This window comes from Brevibacillus sp. FIR094 (assembly GCF_050477165.1).
In the GTDB taxonomy this organism is placed as follows: domain Bacteria; phylum Bacillota; class Bacilli; order Brevibacillales; family Brevibacillaceae; genus Brevibacillus.
Genome location: NZ_JBEAES010000002.1, coordinates 47,550 through 64,170 on the forward strand (window position 1 = coordinate 47,550; position 16,621 = coordinate 64,170).

At 47.4% G+C, this 16,621-nt stretch carries 13 protein-coding genes; all 13 read right to left on the reverse strand.

Annotated elements, in window-relative coordinates; translation table 11 throughout:
* Window positions 1-16 precede the first annotated feature (16 nt).
* The 13 genes from ACQ5DJ_RS01425 to asnS all read right to left on the reverse strand — a co-directional run bounded on the left by ACQ5DJ_RS01425 (window position 17) and on the right by asnS (window position 16,542).
* Entirely contained in the window at window positions 17-805 is a 789-nt protein-coding gene (locus ACQ5DJ_RS01425) for an SDR family oxidoreductase (protein ID WP_429840879.1), read from the reverse strand.
* 124 nt (window positions 806-929) lie between these two features.
* The gene (locus ACQ5DJ_RS01430; protein ID WP_429840880.1) at window positions 930-4,013 is read right to left on the reverse strand and encodes an efflux RND transporter permease subunit; all 3,084 of its coding nucleotides are present in this window, start codon (window positions 4,011-4,013) and stop codon (window positions 930-932) included.
* 4 nt (window positions 4,014-4,017) lie between these two features.
* Window positions 4,018-5,241 (reverse strand): efflux RND transporter periplasmic adaptor subunit, encoded by a 1,224-nt coding sequence (locus tag ACQ5DJ_RS01435; RefSeq protein WP_429840881.1) that lies wholly within the window; start codon window positions 5,239-5,241, stop codon window positions 4,018-4,020.
* Between the two features lie 247 nt (window positions 5,242-5,488).
* Window positions 5,489-7,348, reverse strand: coding sequence for an oligoendopeptidase F (pepF, locus tag ACQ5DJ_RS01440; protein WP_429840882.1), 1,860 nt, complete (start codon window positions 7,346-7,348; stop codon window positions 5,489-5,491).
* 97 nt (window positions 7,349-7,445) lie between these two features.
* Window positions 7,446-8,732, reverse strand: coding sequence for a UDP-glucose dehydrogenase family protein (locus ACQ5DJ_RS01445; RefSeq protein ID WP_429840883.1), 1,287 nt, complete (start codon window positions 8,730-8,732; stop codon window positions 7,446-7,448).
* Between the two features lie 12 nt (window positions 8,733-8,744).
* Entirely contained in the window at window positions 8,745-9,818 is a 1,074-nt protein-coding gene (locus ACQ5DJ_RS01450; protein WP_429840884.1) for a glycosyltransferase, read from the reverse strand.
* Between the two features lie 33 nt (window positions 9,819-9,851).
* Window positions 9,852-10,802, reverse strand: a complete 951-nt coding sequence (locus tag ACQ5DJ_RS01455; RefSeq protein WP_429840885.1) for an NAD-dependent epimerase/dehydratase family protein — start codon at window positions 10,800-10,802, stop codon at window positions 9,852-9,854.
* Complete coding sequence (locus tag ACQ5DJ_RS01460) at window positions 10,799-11,602, reverse strand: glycosyltransferase family 2 protein (RefSeq protein ID WP_429840886.1); 804 nt, start codon at window positions 11,600-11,602, stop codon at window positions 10,799-10,801. Before ACQ5DJ_RS01460 ends, ACQ5DJ_RS01455 begins: the two co-directional genes overlap by 4 nt.
* The gene (locus ACQ5DJ_RS01465; protein ID WP_429840887.1) at window positions 11,599-12,645 is read right to left on the reverse strand and encodes a glucose-1-phosphate thymidylyltransferase; all 1,047 of its coding nucleotides are present in this window, start codon (window positions 12,643-12,645) and stop codon (window positions 11,599-11,601) included. The genes ACQ5DJ_RS01460 and ACQ5DJ_RS01465 overlap by 4 nt, the downstream gene beginning before the upstream one ends.
* Window positions 12,646-12,767: 122 nt before the next feature.
* Window positions 12,768-13,940 (reverse strand): glycosyltransferase family 4 protein, encoded by a 1,173-nt coding sequence (locus tag ACQ5DJ_RS01470; protein WP_429840888.1) that lies wholly within the window; start codon window positions 13,938-13,940, stop codon window positions 12,768-12,770.
* Window positions 13,921-14,343: a hypothetical protein gene (locus tag ACQ5DJ_RS01475; RefSeq protein ID WP_429840889.1), complete on the reverse strand. Its 423-nt coding sequence runs from the start codon at window positions 14,341-14,343 to the stop codon at window positions 13,921-13,923. The genes ACQ5DJ_RS01470 and ACQ5DJ_RS01475 overlap by 20 nt, the downstream gene beginning before the upstream one ends.
* Before the next feature lie 105 nt (window positions 14,344-14,448).
* A complete protein-coding gene (locus ACQ5DJ_RS01480; protein WP_007723121.1) occupies window positions 14,449-15,132 on the reverse strand; it encodes a DnaD domain-containing protein in 684 nt (227 codons plus the stop codon).
* A 120-nt stretch (window positions 15,133-15,252) separates the two neighbouring features.
* Window positions 15,253-16,542 carry an asparagine--tRNA ligase gene (asnS, locus tag ACQ5DJ_RS01485; protein ID WP_429840890.1) on the reverse strand — a complete coding sequence of 430 codons (1,290 nt, stop codon included), beginning with the start codon at window positions 16,540-16,542 and terminating at the stop codon, window positions 15,253-15,255.
* Between the last annotated feature and the right edge of the window lie 79 nt (window positions 16,543-16,621).

The following is a 16,621-nucleotide window of genomic DNA, read 5'->3' on the forward strand; positions in this document are numbered from 1 at the left end:
ATTCTCCTTTCTATTATTAGATCGCACGGATCAAGCCACCATCGATCAGGAAGGATTGACCTGTCACGTAGCTGTTTGCTGGCGAAGCCAAGAACGTCACCATGCGAGCAAACTCGTCAGGCTGACCATATCTGCCCAATGGGATTTGCTTCTCCCAATTTTCTCTTACTTCATCTGCACTGATGCTCTTCGCCTCAGCGGTAAGCCCATCCAATTGTGCCACCCGATCCGTCGCAATTCTGCCAGGCCCGATGGTGTTAATCAAAATCCCATCTGGTCCGAGTTCTGAAGAAAGCGTCTTGGAGAGGCCCAATACCCCCGTACGAAACGTATTGGACAGAAGCAAATTCTCAATTGGCTGTTTAAAGGACGAGGAAGCGAAGTTGATGATTCTTCCAAATTGGTTCGCTCGCATATGCGGCAATACAGCACGAATGGCACGTACATAGCTGAGCAAATTTAGCTGGAAGGCTTGCATCCACTGTTCGTCGGTGAGCTGATCGAATCTGCCTATTGCAGGTCCACCAGAATTGTTGATTAAAATATCGACGCTGCCAAAATGCTTGACCGTTTCTTCGACAACTCGCTTTATGTCTTCTTCTTTCGTGACATCCACTGTTACGACAAGAGGTGATTTTCCAGTAGCTTGTTCGATATCAGCACGAACGATTTCCAGAGCAGCCTCATCTCTACCGCATATCGTAACATTCGCTCCTTCTTGGGCGAGGCACTGCGCTGTTGCCTTCCCCAATCCTTTTGATGAGGCGAGTATCAGAGCCGTTTTTCCTTGCAAAAATAGATCCATATGCATGCTCCTTTCATAGTTCACTCATGGATGTATCTTGATCTCTTTATTCTACAGAACTTTCTGACGAAGGAAAAGCAAAAGAGAAGGGGTACAGCACATGCTCCCCTTCTCTTGCGAATTACTATACCTCTGTCGGAGGTACGTTCTTATCTTTGTTTTGTTTTGCTTCTCGTTTCGCCTGGCGAGCCGCTTTGCGCTCCAGTCTTCTTGCCTTCGCCCCCTCAAACAGGGAGTACAGAACTGGAACGAGCACCAATGTCACGATCGTGTGGAAAATCAAGCCGGAGATAACGGCAGTTGCGAGTGGCGCTTCCAAATCAGAGCCTTCTGCCATTGCAAGACCCATCGGTAGCATCCCGAGAATCGCCGTCAGCTTCGTCATGATAACGGGACGAATACGTTCCTTCGTTCCTTGGATAATCGCCTCTGCGGTTTCCATTCCACGTTTGCGCAGCAGGTTGATCCTGTCGATCAAGAGGATCGCATTGGATACGACGATACCGACAAGCATGATAATCCCGATCATCGCCATTTCACCGAATGTCCGCTGTGTAAGGACGAATCCTAACACGACACCGACCAAGGCCATTGGAATCGTCAGCATGATGATGAACGGTTGGGACATCCGCCCGAACTGGGCAACCATGATGACGTAAATCAGAGCCAGAACACCTAAGAATACGAAGATCCCTTGGCTTATGTTCGTGCTTTGCTCTTTCAGCTTACCGGCGATTTCCACTTTATAACCTGCTGGTACAGGTACGGATGGCAATTTTTCATTAATCTCACGGCCTACTGGCCCTAAATCACTTCCCAGCATCTCGGCAGAAATCGTTACGATGCGTTCGCCTTCTTTTCGCTCAATCGTGATCGGAGACTTACTGTACTCCATATCTACCAGGTCTGCCAAAGGCACTGCTGCTCCGTCTTTCGATGTCACCATAATCGTTTTGAGCTGATCCGGATGCTTCAGCCAGTTGTCCGGCATTTTGGCAACGACGTCTACTTCGATTCCATCCTGTGTGATGGACGCAATTTGTTGACTGCCGATTAACACGCTCAATTGTTGCAAAAGTGAACGGTGATCTACATTCAGTCTGGTAAGCGCATCTTGTTTTGGCAGCAACGTAACTTTTTCTTTTCCTTCTTTAAAATCGTTGCGAATGTTGGTGAGCCCGTCGATTGTTCCAAGCATCGCTTCCATATCGGTTGCGATCTTCCGCATGACTTCCATGTCATCCCCGTAAACATCCAGTTGGATCGGGCCGCTTCCGCCTTGTTGTCCGAATGACATGGAGACGGAGTCGATTCCTGGGGTCGCATTCAGACGCTTGTTAATATCCTCGTTCAAAGCGTCCTTATCACGTGTTCTTTCCCCCTTCGGAATTAAGGAAATGAACAATGTTGCTTCTTCCTTGGAAGTAAAGAAGAATACATCCTTGATTTCCGGGATCTCCCGCAGCGATGTTTCCGCGGTGACGGCTGCTTTTTGAGCTCTTTCCAACGTACTACCGATTGGCATTTTCATATTGACAAAGACGATATTTTCATTGGCGTTAATTCCTTGACCCATTTTCATAAAAGGTGTGAGGAAAGCGGAACAAACCAGCAATGCTACTGCGAGTAAAACCGTTTTTATCCGATGTCTAATCGCTACATGTAAAATGCCGCTGAATACACGAATGATAAAGTGTTCCTTGCCTTCTCCTTCTAGCGAAACATGCTTATCCTTCTGCAAGAAGCGATTGGAAAACACGGGAACGAAGAAGAAAGCAGCGATCGTCGATGCAATAATGGCAGCGGATACCGTAAAGGCGATTGTAGCCAAAACCGGTTTCAGCCAATCTTCAAAATCCGCAAAGACAAGTGGCAAAAAGACGATGATGATCGTGAGCTGTGAGGTGAACACAGGTGTCAAAACTTCTCTCGTTCCTTTAATAATAGCCTGCTTCAGCTCTTCGCCCTTTTCTCGGTAGTGATAGATACTTTCCAATACGACGATGGCTGCATCGACGATCAAGCCGACTGACAAGCTAAGCGACAGCAAGCTGATCATATCAATGTTGTAGCCTGCGAGTTTCATCGCGATGAACGTCATGAACGCAGAGAGCGGCAGCGTCGTAGCGATGACGAGCGTAACCCTCCAGTTGCGAAGGAAGACGAACAAGATGATAATCGCAAGCGCCCCACCAATCATGACATCCCGGCTGAGGTTGCTCACGGCATGCTCAACAAAGGAGGCTCCTTCGAACATGACTTTGATGTTGTATTTGCCATTTGCTTCTGTGTTCATTTTGCGAACGACTTCTTCTACATTCTTTTGTGTCGTGATCAAGTCATAGCCGTCTGCCCGCGTCACACTGATTTGAATAAACACGGAACCGTTTGTTAGGGCGACAAAGTCTTTCACTTTACCACGCAAATCTTCAATTTGTGCCAGTTGATTCAGAGAAACGGTTCCTCTCGGTGTATCAATTGGCAGTGCCTCTATTTCCTGTGGGGTCTGATAAGTATTGTCAATCATGACAACCGTATCAAATCCCGTGTTCTCCAGTGTACCAATCCCTTGCTTCCAGTTTGTATCCTGAAGCTGTGAAATGATAGCCGCTGGAGTTGTTTGATAGGCATTCAATCGCTGTGGCAAAAAGGATATGGTAATTTTATTCTCGAAGCTTTTCTCTTCTACGATTACTTCCTTGACTCCCTCGACTTCTTCAATGCGGTCCTTGATCGAGGTTTTTGCCAAACTCAGCATGGTCTTCGGCTCTGCTCCTACGACGGCAAAATCAATCATTTGATCGCTACCCATATTGCTCTGGAAGATATCTACGGAGTTAACGGCTTTCGGAAAACCGTTTCGGAGACGGTTAACAGCATTTTGTACATCTTGCTTAACCTGCTCGCCTTTACCTTCATTTGCAGAAACATTGATTCTGACAGAACCAGCACTTGTTGAAGAAGAATATTTTTTAATATCACTAATCGATTTTAGTTCTTGTTCTACTTTTTTCGTTACTTTTTCTTCCATCTCTTCTGGTGGCAGTGCACCACCGGAAATTCTTACGTTAATATCAGGGAAATTCGTCTTTGGAACAAGTTCGACATTAAAGCTAAATAAGGACCCTAAACCTGCAATGACGAGCAAAAATGTAAATAAGTAGACGATTAGCTGTCTTTTTAGCAAAAAGAGAATCATCTTGTTCATGCAACTATTCTCCCTTCGCCTCTACTTTTTGCCCTTCGACGTAGAATGTAATTCCGCTGCGCAACAGCTGGTCTCCTTCTTTCACGCCAGAAACGATTTCGATGGAGTCTCCGACCATTTGACCGGTTTTCACTGGTTTTCTTACAGTCAGGCCATTTTCTACTGCCATCACGTAATGGTCAGTTTGACTCACGCCCACACTTTCCAGTGGCACGAGGAAGCCATTAACTTGGCGCGGCACCTCAACTGTCGCGGCCATTCCTCCACGCCAGTAACCCTCTGCATTTGGTATCGTGATCTCAATGCGGTACTTCCCTGTATCCTTGTTCACAACTGGAGAAATAAATGCAATGGTTCCTTCACTTTTCTTACCATCGTCCGACAAAGCCTGCACCTTCGTTTTCTCTCGGAATTGACCGATCAAGTCATTGGAAACATCCAAGGTTACCTTCATTTCAGACAGGTCAACGAGGCGGATGATTTCCTGACCAGGAGACACCTGCTCACCAATTTGCCATTTCACATCCACGACTGTTCCTGCGAATGGTGCCTGAATTTTCGAATCATCCAAGCTCTTCTTCGCACGGTCTACACCGCCGGCAGCAGCTTTAATCGATGCGTTGGCAACCATGACATCTTCTGGTTCTGCTCCTTTTTGCAGTTCATTCAGAGACAGCTGAGCGTCACGCAGTGTAATCTCTGCTTGCGTAACGGCCCGTTTGCTCGTATTTATTTCGTTCTGCGAAATGGCTCCGCCAGCAAATAACTTTTCACTTGTTGCGAGATCCTGCTTTGCTTTATCCAGACTGTCTTGCGCGCTTTTTACCTGCAAGCGCTTCTGCTCGAGTGCTTCTGCTGTCGCTCCCTTTAACGCCTTGATTTTACGCGCTGCTGCTTCATCCACCTGCCCCTGTGCCGCTGTAATTTCTTTTTGCTGGTAACGGGTATCCAATGTGGCCAATAACTGACCTTGCGCGATTTTTGCTCCTTTGTTCGCGGAGATTGCCGAGATCGTTCCGCCTGTGCCAAACGACAGTACCGCGTCACGCTTGGCTTCCACCATCCCTGTGACTGAGAGCATCACTGGCTTTGTTGCTTTTTGTACCTTTACAACCTCTACTACCTTCGCCTTTGCCTCTGTCTGCTGCGGTGCCTCTGGTGCTGGTGCTGAACAACCTGCTGCAACCAGCATTATCGAAGCCAGAATAATCGATGCCCGTTTTTTCACAAGAATTCCTCCAAATTTTCACAATCATTCCTCATGGCGTAATTGTGCCAGTTTTTACCTCTGCTGTAAAACAGTCAGCGGGTGGAAATTCATATCCGCCCCGAGACGGAGACCAGCACCTTTCAGCGCATAAATAGATACGCAAAATAACTGGGAAAGTTACCCTTTATTGGACAATCTTGAAGAAAAATTTACAAAAAAAGCAGCCAAGTCAAAGACTTGAACTGCCTTTTGGATATGATCCAGATTATTGTTCGATTAGTTGTTCCAGTTCTTCGAGCAATTCCTTGAAGACACTCAATGCTTCTGCAATCGGTGTGGGCGACGTCATGTCTACGCCTGCGCCCTTAAGCAGATTGAGCGGATAATCTGAGCTACCGCCCTTGAGGAACTGCAAATAACGATCCACGGCTGGCTGGCCTTCCTCCAATATCTGCTTGGAAAGAGACGTCGCGGCAGAGAAGCCAGTTGCGTACTTATACACATAGAAGCCGCGATAGAAATGAGGAATCCGCGCCCATTCCAAATCAACCTCGCTGTCTACGACCATGTCCGGGCCGTGATAGGCAACATTGAGCTCACGGTAAATGGTACTGAGAGATTCGGCTGTCAGCGGCTCTCCCTGCTCTTCTTTTGCGTGCACAACTTTCTCAAATTCAGCAAACATAGTTTGACGGAATACCGTTCCACGGAACTGCTCTAGGTAATGATTAATCAAGTACATGCGCTGTTTCTTGTCAGTCGTCGTCTCGAGCAAATGATTCATCAGAAGTGCTTCGTTCAGTGTAGAAGCTACTTCTGCTACGAAAATCTTGTAATCGGCATACGTGTAAGGCTGTGCGTGATTGGAATAGTAGCTATGCAAGGCATGACCCATCTCATGCGCCAGCGTAAACATGTTGTTGACATTGTCCTGATAGTTCATGAGCACAAATGGATGTGACGTAAAGGCGCCCCATGAATAGGCTCCGCTTGTCTTCCCTTCATTTTCATGCACATCGATCCAACCGTTGGAAAAGCCTTCTTCCAGGATGCGACCATACTCCTCACCCAGAGGATGAAGTGCTTCTTTAATTGTTGAAACAGCCTGATCATACGGGATTTTCATGTCCGTCTCAGGTACGATCGGCACGTACAAATCGTACATGTGCAATTCATCTACGCCCAATAACTTTTTGCGCAAAGCAATGTATCGGTGCATGAGCGGAAGATGCTCATGGATCGTTGCAATCAGGTTATCGTAAACAGGAAGCTCCACATTATCGGCAAACAAGGCTGCGTACAGGGCAGACGGATATTTTCTCGTCCGTGCGTTGAAAACATCCCCTTTAATGGCAGATGTCAGCGAGGCTGCAATCGTATTGCGGAACTTGCCATACGTACTGTACAACGTCTCGAATGCGTCTTTGCGCACGCGTCGGTCTTTGCTTTCCATGAACTGCGTATAGCGTCCCTTGGTCAACTCGACTTCTTCGCCGTTTTCATCTGTGATCATCGGAAATTTCATGTCAGCGTTGTTGAGCATCCCAAAAATTTTGGAAGGAGAGGACGCTAACTCGCTCATATTTGCCAGCAATGCTTCTTCCTCGGCGGATAGCGTATGTGGCTTGAAGCGAGTTATCTCTTCCAACAAAATGCGATAGTGCTCAAGACCTTCTACTTCTTTGATCCACGTTTGTAAGTCCTCCGTGGGAATCGCCAAAATCTCTGGCTGTATGTACGAAATGGAACCGTATACTTGCGTGCTGAGGCTGGTCGCCCTGTCAGTCAGCCCTTGATACTTGCTGTTCGCATTGTCTTCGTCTCGACGCATACGTGCATAGACGTACACTTGATCAAGCGTCTTCAATAATTCATCTTGCAGAGTCAACACGGCCAGCAACTGTTTACCGGAAGTAGCCAGAGAGCCTTTCATTGCTGCGATTTTTTCTGTGAGCTGTTTTACTTTTTGTACGTCCGCTTCCCAATCATTATCAGTGGGATACATGTCCTCAAGACGCCATTTGTATTCAGCGGGGACGTCACTGCGTTTCGGCAGTGTTTTGCTTTTATTCACCGTGATCACTCCCTCGTTATTCATGTAAGATGAAATGGTCAAATCATCCATATGTGTATCCTATCGTATTATGCCTACAGGTTCAAATCAATCAGACGCTTTCACGTTTTCCACAGAAAAAAAGCCGAGCTTTCCCCTAATGGAAAAGTCAGCTTCTCCCTACTCCAATATAGTGAAAGCCTGCTTCCTTTACTTCCTGGTTCGGCCAGGCATTTCGTCCGTCTACCAAGAGTGGCTGCGCCATGCTTTGATGAACCTGTTTCCAATCCAGTTGGACACATTGTTCCCATTCTGTGACCAATAATGCGGCGTGTGCTCCCTCGAATGCTTCAGTCGCGGATTGTGTGTACGTGATCTGTGGAAACTGCTTGCTGACACCAGGTGCTCCAATCGGATCGAACGCCTTCACGGATGCCCCTTTTTGCAGGAGTGCTCCTATCAATTTGAGCGAAGGCGCTTCGCGGATGTCATCCGTATCCGGTTTAAACGTCAATCCCAACACGGCAATTTGTTTGCCTTTCAGATCAGGGAGTTGCAAGCACAACTGCTCCAAAAACCATCCAGGCTGCGTAGCATTCACCTCTCGCACTTTATCCAAAATGCTTAAGTGAACATTGTGCTCTGCTGCGAGCTGCAATAACGCAATCGTATCCTTCGGAAAACAGGAGCCGCCATAGCCTACTCCTGCCCGTAAAAATTGCGGACCAATTCGGCTGTCCAATCCCATTCCTCGTGCGATCGTCACAATATCCGTCCCGAGGGCGGTACTTAACCGGGCTAGCTCATTCATGAAGGAGATTCGCGTTGCCAAAAATGCATTCGAAGCGTATTTGATCAACTCTGCGTTTGCTCTGGTGGTGATTACTCGCGGTGCCTTCACGCCATTGTACAGCTCCTCCATGCGAGCAGCTGCTTGAGGATTATCTACGCCAATGACGATACGCGAAGGCTCCAATGCGTCCAATAATGCACTCCCTTCCCGTAAAAACTCCGGGTTGGATGCAACCGATACTCCTTGGCAGCCAGCCAGCATCCCCGCTACTTTTTCGCCAGTTCCGACTGGTACGGTACTTTTGATTACCACGATGCGTTCTTGCGGTGCGAGCGAATGGACCTTTTCCATGTCAGAAACAGCCCCGAGTAAATACGTTAAATCGGCTGTGCCGTCTGCTGCTTCAGGTGTCCCCACACAAATGAAAAAAATCTCTGCGTCCTTCGTCTCTGTCAGATCCGTATAAAAAGCAAGCGCGTCATCATCCAATACTTTTTTTAATGCCTCTTCTAAGCCCGGCTCGTAAATCGGCGAGATCCCTTGGCGCAACTTTTCTACCTTGGACGCTACGAGGTCAATACCGATCACCTGATGACCGTTCATAGCAAGGGAGACAGCAGTCGTCAAACCTACGTAGCCGGTCCCAATAACGGCAACTTTCATTCCTTCACCTCATCATTTTTTCGACACACGCAAATAGAGCTCTTCTAGCCTCATCCGTTGCTTATGGATATCGTGGTTTTTTTCTACTTTCAGTCGAGCCTCCGTCGTGATCTGTGCCCACTCGTGACTATCTGTTAGTACACGATTTATCATTTTCCCGAGTGCAGTCGGTGATTTTTCCGGCACCAGATATCCGGTCACTTTGTTTTCGACCAGCTCCGGAATCCCCGCATGATAGGTGGAAATGACAGGGCGTCCGCTAGCCATTGCTTCCATGATGACATTGGGAATCCCCTCTTGGTTGCCATTTCTCGCTGTCTTGCATGCGATAATGAACAAATGGCATTTGGCCAGTTCACGCTGGACTTCACGATGTGGCAGAGCTCCTTTGAGCACGACTTGTGTGCCTAACCTGTTTTTCTTGATCAGTCGTTTGAGCTTCTTTTTTTCTTCTCCATCACCGACGATGATTAGCTTCGCCTTGGGATGTTTTTTATGCACGTGGGTAAACGCCTTGATTAACGTATCCATCCCCTTTTTTTCAGTCAGTCTCCCTACGCTTAGCAATCGATACTCCCCATTTTCCACAGGTGGTGGCGGCAGCATGGGGAATTTGCGCAAATCAATTCCTGAGCGTATAAGGGTAATTTTGGATGGGGGACAGCCGAGATGAATCAATCGCTTTCTCATGTGATTGCTCACGACTGTAAACGCATGGCCCTTTCGAAAAAGACGCGCAAGGGACCGTCTGTATAATGGATTTTCTTTGACGCGCTTGGTGGCATCAAAACCGTGAAAGGAAGTGATCAGGGGGAGCTTGCTTTTTTGTGCATAAGGAAGCAATTCTAATCCAGCAGGGCCAAAACGGGCATGCAGGCATTTAATTTTTTTTCGTCGCAGCCAAGCGGAGAGGCCGGCCATATGCTTGCGCACATAGACCGGCGAATAAGGAAATTGTTTGCGGTTAAAGGCTCGCTGTCGGGTCAACACCACGGGTTTGACCACTTGATGTCCAAGCAATTGCTCGTAAATGAACGTTTCACTCTTGGGAAGAAACTTTCTACGATAAACGAGGACCCGATGCATGCAACTGGCCTCCTTGATAACGGGTGTTGGGTGTTACCCCTTCGATTGCGAACGAATCTCCGCTAATTGATGGCGAAGGCCCTCTTCTAGCGTCACTTTTGGTTTGTATCCCAAGCGTTGTTGGGCAAATTGGATATCCGCACAGGTTCGTAAGGAGTCACCTGCTGGCCCATTTTGATACGCAATGCGAGGGGTCTGATTCAGTAACGTGCCCATGATGGATAGCACATCGATGAGCTTGATTTCCCGATCTCCACCTACATTAAAAATGTCACCGGGAACAGCATGCTGTGCAGCGAGGAGATTCGCCTCTACCGCGTCTGTCACATACGTAAAGTCTCGTGATTGCTGGCCATCACCATAGATGACAACCTGCTCTCCTTTCAACATTTGACGAAAGAAACGATGAAAAGCCATATCGGGACGCTGTCTTGGACCGTATACCGTAAAGTAGCGCAGCATGGAAACCGGGAGTCCATAAGCTTTTACATAAACGGAGCAGATTTGCTCCATCGCTTCCTTGGTCACACCATAAGGGGAAACTGGGCGAAGAGGCGCATTTTCATTGGTTACTGTCCCTTGCATCGTCCCGTAAACCGAGGAAGAGGACGAGACCACGATGACAGGTGGCTTCGGTCTTTGTAAGCAAGCCTCCAGCAATTCTTGTGTAGCCAAAATATTATGGCTAACATAATCAGCAAAAGACTTTCCCCAGCTGTTTCTCACGCCCGGCAAGGCAGCGAGATGGAAAACAACATCGACGTTCTCGAGCCAAATGTCCCAACGCCCAGTCTGAAGCGTTGTAGAGTGGAAGGTGAAGGCAGGATGTTTTCCTATTTCGGCCAGATTACGCAGTTTCGCAGCAACATCGTAGTTATCGATGAACCCGTCTATTCCGATGACTGTCACGCCATCGTTCAACAAGCGCTGCGTCAAATGAGACCCAATAAAACCTGCACAGCCGGTGACTAGAGCTTTCTTCATCGCCTCCGACGCCTCACTTTCTTCAGCCTTCTAATGACTAAATAACCGTCCTTGTAACCATAGATGGCCCTGTACTTCTTGCCCCACCTGTTCAGATAAAATTTGAATGTTTTTTTTCGCAAATAATTACGGCGGAACTTCATCTTGCTGTCCGTGAGCTGACCTTTATGCTTCGTCCGGTTGTAAAGGATCTGGTTGATGTATCTCACCCGATACTTTTCAATTAATCGCAAAATGATTCGCCGATCCTCCATAATCCTTCCCTCGTATCGATCCGCGGTATCCCAACCACCCACTTTATGCAGGGCTTCTACGCGATAGCAACGTGGAGAAACCATCCAGCGATTGTACTTCAGAAACTGGTATTTGTTATAAAATGTTTTATGCTTCACCTTAATCGTGTTGGTATACTTTCCGTGCCTAACTTTCCAGATGTTCATGTTGCCATAGAAGAGAGCTGTGCCTTTCTTGCTTTTGTGAATGTACTTTTTGAGTACTGCCAGCGTTCGTTTCGGTAACCAGTCATCGGAGTCGAGTTGTACGAGATAAGGAGTATCCACCATAGACAATGCCTGATTCATGACTTTGCCGATTCCAGAATTTTGTTCCATTCGATGATACATAATGTTTGGGTGGTACATATATTTTTCAATTTTACTTCTGGTGTGATCCGTGGACGCATCGTCAATGATCAACAGCTTCCAATCTTTTGAGGTTTGATTCAAGACACTGTTGATGGCTTTGCGAATAAACTTGGCGCGATTGTATGTCGGAATAACTACAGTAAAGGTCGGATTCATACGTCCTCCCTCTTGACAGCCGGAATGCAAATGGACGATTTGTCGCTTACAATGAAGACTCCCGTACTGTTAGAAGATTGACCCGTCAGCATCGATGAGCGGCCGAAAACGCTGTTTGTTATTTTCCAAGCAACTTCATGCAGCGAGCTGTTTTCTAGCAGGATACTATTTTCGATATACGAGCAATTTCTCAAGCTTACGCCATTTTGGATCGAGACGTACGGTCCGATTTGGCAATTTTCAATCACACAATTATCACCGATTAGTACAGGACCCGTAATCTTCGCATTTTTCACTATGGTTCCTTTGCCAATTTGATATTGATTGCCTAGCTCCCTCGTAAGCATCCACTGGTTGGCCTCCAGCCAGCGATCGATGGTTCCCACATCCGAATACTCTCCGTTGGTGACGGAGTGAGCCAATTTGAATCCGCGATTAATCATCGATTGAATCGCATCCGTTATTTCTAGTTCGCCTCGGGGAGATGGCTGCAGGGTAGCAATCGACTCAAAAATAGGTGGCGTAAACAGGTATGCGCCAATAACCGCCAGATTGCTCTTTGGCTGACGTGGCTTTTCCTCTACAGAGATTAGTCGTCCTTTTTGTACTTCTGCGATCCCATAATCCTGTGGTCTCTCCACTTTACTTAGCATTACGACACCGTCAGATTTTCCCTTCGTAAACGCTTTTGTAAGTCCGTGAAGCGAATCCATCAATAAATTATCACCTAGTAGCAAGATAAACGGTTCGTCTTGCAAAAACGGTTGCGCTAGCTGGACAGCATGGGCAATTCCCAGTCGTACCTCCTGCCTGATAAACGTAATGGTAGCCCCGAATTGACTACCATCGCCCACCATGGGAGGAATCTGTGATTGAGAAGGATGTATCACGATGCCAATGTCCTGAATGCCCACTTCACGCAGTTTGCGAATGCAATAGTGTAAGACCGGGTGATTGGCCACAGGGAGGAGGGTTTTCGGTTGCGAATAGGAAAAGGGGTGCAGTCGCGACCCACGTCCAGCACACAAGATTAACCCTTTCACAAGTATCACTCCCCAGTTGTGCTCTGCGATACTTATAAGGTATGCGTATCTGGATAGCTGGACAGGGCAGACGTCCACATTGGCGCAAGAAAAGGCAACCACCTACATCCTTTCCATTCGAATTAACCTGTTTTTAAAAGCTGATGTTTCTCTTCACTTCGCGTTGGAACAACAGTTTCAAACACGTTCAGATAGCCTTGCGCTGTCGCGTACCAAGAAAAAAACTTGGCTCGTTGCAGGGCCTGTTTGCCCATTTCATTCCGGACCGCAGGTGAACTCCACAACAGTTCCCAGACAGCAGGCAATCCTTTTCCCCAATCTTTTGGCGGAATGATAAACCCACTTTTCTCGTGGGCAACGACTTCACGAATACCGCCTCGTGGAGTAGAAATGACAGGCTTTCCGGAAGCCATTGCCTCTAAATTGACACGGCAAAACGCTTCTTTCCAAACGGATGGTGTCGCCACGACATCCCCAATTTGATAGTAAAGCGGCATTTTTGCGGATGGTACGAAATTGACGAAGCGCACCTTTTCGCCTAAAGGCTTCGCAAGTCGCTTGAGTTCTCGAACATACGGATTCAGGCGATTACTGCCGTATCCCGTTCCGCCCACAATGACGAGTTTGGCTTTCGGGTCTTGTTTGCTCACCTGGCGAAAGGCTTTGATCAGCACGTGCACCCCTTTTCCGCGCATGAGTCTGCCGGCATAAAACAAGACGCGATCATCTGGCTTCAACCCAAGTTCTTGACGCATTTTTTTGACCGCTATCTTTGCAACCTGATAAGGAGTGACATCGACTCCGAGATGAACCGCATGAATTTTATTGGCAGGAATCTTGCACGTCCGAATAAAATGTTGACGTAAAAATTCACTGTTCGTAATAAAACCTGTTGCCAGTCGAACGGCTCGCCGCATATTTTCCTTGTTGATGATCGGCTGTGACCCATACACGTGAGAGTGCATATTCACAAAGACCGGGATCTTGGGAAAATGGCGTTTTAATGTGAGAACATAGATCGGTCTGTTTTCCACGAGGATGACATCTGGCTTGTTCTTTTTGATATGATGAATAATCCGGCGTAAATAAGGCTTTGGCCCTTGATACGGGACGCGAATGAACTGCCGGTTTTCTTCCACGGATGAGGTTGGATAGGTCGCACATTTACGAGTGTAGATCGTCACGTTATGCATGGGCTCGATCATCTTTGTGACCTCGTCAATATCGTGTTCGACCGAGCTTCCTTTGACCGGTGGTACAGAAAAGGGACCCGGACTAATAATTGCGATGTTCATTTCGCTCGATCTCCCACTCCTTTTTCAGTGAAAGAACTACTTGATACAGGTACTGCAATTGTTTGGTATGGTTCTCTTCAAGCTTCTCCCATCTTTCTTCCCACGAAGTCAGCGCCTCTTTTAGCTCCATCACTTCTTGTTCAAGCTTGTGAACCTGTTCCACGACTACCTCGTCGGTCTCTCTCATAATAATTTCGAAGGTAGGCTCCAAGACCAGTTCCTTCGGCTGCTCTACTGTTGTATTTACAACTAACTCTTGAACGTTTTCCGTTACTTCCTCTTGCTGTTTTTCATTGGCTTTTACGATTGAAATACGTTGAACTGCCTCATCTACGACATAACTTCCTGAAAACACACCTGGCGTTACCCAATGAGACAGATCCCATTTTTTCCGTTTTTCCACAAATCATCGCCTCCTGAAGCTTGCATCTACGTAATATGTTATGACAGACAAGGAAAATGGGTACGTGTACGGTGACATAGAAAAAACCGCTTGATTTGGATAAAATCAAAGCGGTTGCCCATGGTCTCTCATATTTGCTTGTCTACGGAAGTTCAAGCTGTAAAGACGCGCTTGTTCTACGGTTGTAATCTGTTGCTTTTGCCATTCGAGCAAGATCCTGTCGATATAGCGGATGTGAAGTTTGCCGACGGTTGCAGCCTCACGCAAAGCGGTCAAAATCAATTCTTCCTGATAGCCGTCCTGTTCGGTCCACATGTGGATGTTCTCCAATTCAAATGGCGCTAGCGGGCGACCAAATGCCTGCTCAAAACGAGCGTAAATGGCAACCGGTTCGGCATCCAGAGAAACGGCCACTTCCATAAAGGGCTCCATGCTTCTCGGGTCTGCTTGCTGCTCCCGCCAAGTCTGGTACAGCTTTTTGTACAAAGGGGTCAAATTGTATTGCTCATGACGCATGCCCGTCTGTGGATCGATAAACTCATCTATCGTAATCCAATCTTCTTTTAATAGCTTTTGTAGAGATTGAATCAATCTCCTGCTCGTCATGGACATGCGCTCCTCCAGCTCGGTTAAGGTCGGGAATCGGTTCCCTTCCTGCTGAAAGGATAGCAGATGAATTAGTAGCATCATCTCATCATCAGTCAATGACATACGCTTATACATTTTCAAAAGAAGGTTGGAGACGGATGTTGCTCCTTCTTGCAACAATTGCAATATATGGGAGTCCATAACGCATATTCACCTCTGGGTTGGAATAACAAGGGAGTGCGTAAAACGCGCTGTCAAACAATAGGAACACCCTGCTGCCCTCGCGCAACAGGGTGTAGATCGTTCAATGATAAGGGAACTCTATGGGTAGAGACGATTCAGCATGCGTGGGAATGGAATGGTTTCACGCACATGATCCAGACCGCAAATCCATGCAATCGTACGCTCCAGACCCAAACCAAAGCCCGAGTGAGGAACTGTACCGTATTTGCGCAGATCCAAATACCAGCGATATGCCTCTTCCGAAAGCTCATGCTCAGCAAAACGTTTCTCCAAGAGTTCTGGATCATCAATCCGCTGGCTACCCCCGATGATTTCACCGTAGCCTTCCGGTGCGATCATGTCCGCGCACAGAACCACTTCCGGACGTTCAGGATGTGGCTTCATGTAGAAAGCCTTGATTTCGGTAGGATAATGGGTGATGAAAACAGGCTTGTCGAAATGGTCCGCAATCATCGTCTCATCCGGTGCCCCGAAGTCGTCTCCCCATTTGATCTCGCTACCTTTTTCCTGCAACAGTTTAATCGCATCATCATAAGAGATGCGTGGGAACGACCCCGTTACATTTTGCAGTTTTGTTGTATCGCGCTCCAACGTTTTCAGTTCGCGCTCACAGTTTTTCAATACGGATTGTACCACATGAGAAACAAACGCTTCCTGAATACGCAGATTTTCTTCGTGATCCACGAAAGCCATCTCCGGCTCGATCATCCAGAACTCGATCAAGTGACGACGTGTCTTGGATTTCTCGGCACGGAAAGTTGGACCGAAAGAGTAAACGCGACCTAACGCCATAGCGACTGCTTCCATATAAAGCTGGCCGGACTGCGAGAGATACGCATCCTCCTCAAAATATTTGGTATGGAACAGATTGGTGGTACCTTCCGCAGAGGTCGGTGTCAAAATCGGTGGATCTACTTTTACGAAACCGTTCTCGTGGAAGAACTCATACATGGCGCGAATCACCTCGGAACGCACAGCCATGACTGCACGCTGACGTGGAGAACGAAGCCACAGGTGGCGATGGTCCATGAGGAAGTCAACACCGTGTTCCTTCAAGGAGATCGGATATTCCTGAGCGATCTGAATAATTTCCACACCTGTTACTGTCAGTTCGTAACCGCTTGGTGCGCGGTCATCCGAACGAACTACACCGGTTATGTAAAGTGAGCTTTCTTGTGTGAGCTGCGATGCATTCTCCCACACTTCTTCCGCTACTTCCGCTTTTACTACTACACCTTGGATGAAGCCGGAGCCGTCGCGGAGCTGCAAAAATTGAATCTTGCCGCTGCTGCGTTTATTGTATAACCAGCATCCCAGGCGTACTTCTTGTCCAACATGCTGCCCGATTCGGGCAATCGTCGTCAACATTGAATGATTCCCTCCATTTACCATGCCACGCAAATACAGACTAAGTATACCTAACAATTATACTATTGGGGGGACGCAA

What these genes read in the sequence shown, in the direction of transcription:
- ACQ5DJ_RS01425 (WP_429840879.1), bottom strand. Translation starts at nt 805, where the DNA reads ATGGATCTATTTTTGCAAGGAAAAACGGCTCTGATACTCGCCTCATCA.
- ACQ5DJ_RS01430 (WP_429840880.1), bottom strand. Translation starts at nt 4,013, where the DNA reads ATGAACAAGATGATTCTCTTTTTGCTAAAAAGACAGCTAATCGTCTAC.
- pepF (WP_429840882.1), bottom strand. Translation starts at nt 7,348, where the DNA reads ATGGATGATTTGACCATTTCATCTTACATGAATAACGAGGGAGTGATC.
- ACQ5DJ_RS01445 (WP_429840883.1), bottom strand. Translation starts at nt 8,732, where the DNA reads ATGAAAGTTGCCGTTATTGGGACCGGCTACGTAGGTTTGACGACTGCT.
- ACQ5DJ_RS01450 (WP_429840884.1), bottom strand. Translation starts at nt 9,818, where the DNA reads ATGCATCGGGTCCTCGTTTATCGTAGAAAGTTTCTTCCCAAGAGTGAA.
- ACQ5DJ_RS01455 (WP_429840885.1), bottom strand. Translation starts at nt 10,802, where the DNA reads ATGAAGAAAGCTCTAGTCACCGGCTGTGCAGGTTTTATTGGGTCTCAT.
- ACQ5DJ_RS01460 (WP_429840886.1), bottom strand. Translation starts at nt 11,602, where the DNA reads ATGAATCCGACCTTTACTGTAGTTATTCCGACATACAATCGCGCCAAG.
- ACQ5DJ_RS01470 (WP_429840888.1), bottom strand. Translation starts at nt 13,940, where the DNA reads ATGAACATCGCAATTATTAGTCCGGGTCCCTTTTCTGTACCACCGGTC.
- ACQ5DJ_RS01480 (WP_007723121.1), bottom strand. Translation starts at nt 15,132, where the DNA reads ATGGACTCCCATATATTGCAATTGTTGCAAGAAGGAGCAACATCCGTC.
- asnS (WP_429840890.1), bottom strand. Translation starts at nt 16,542, where the DNA reads ATGTTGACGACGATTGCCCGAATCGGGCAGCATGTTGGACAAGAAGTA.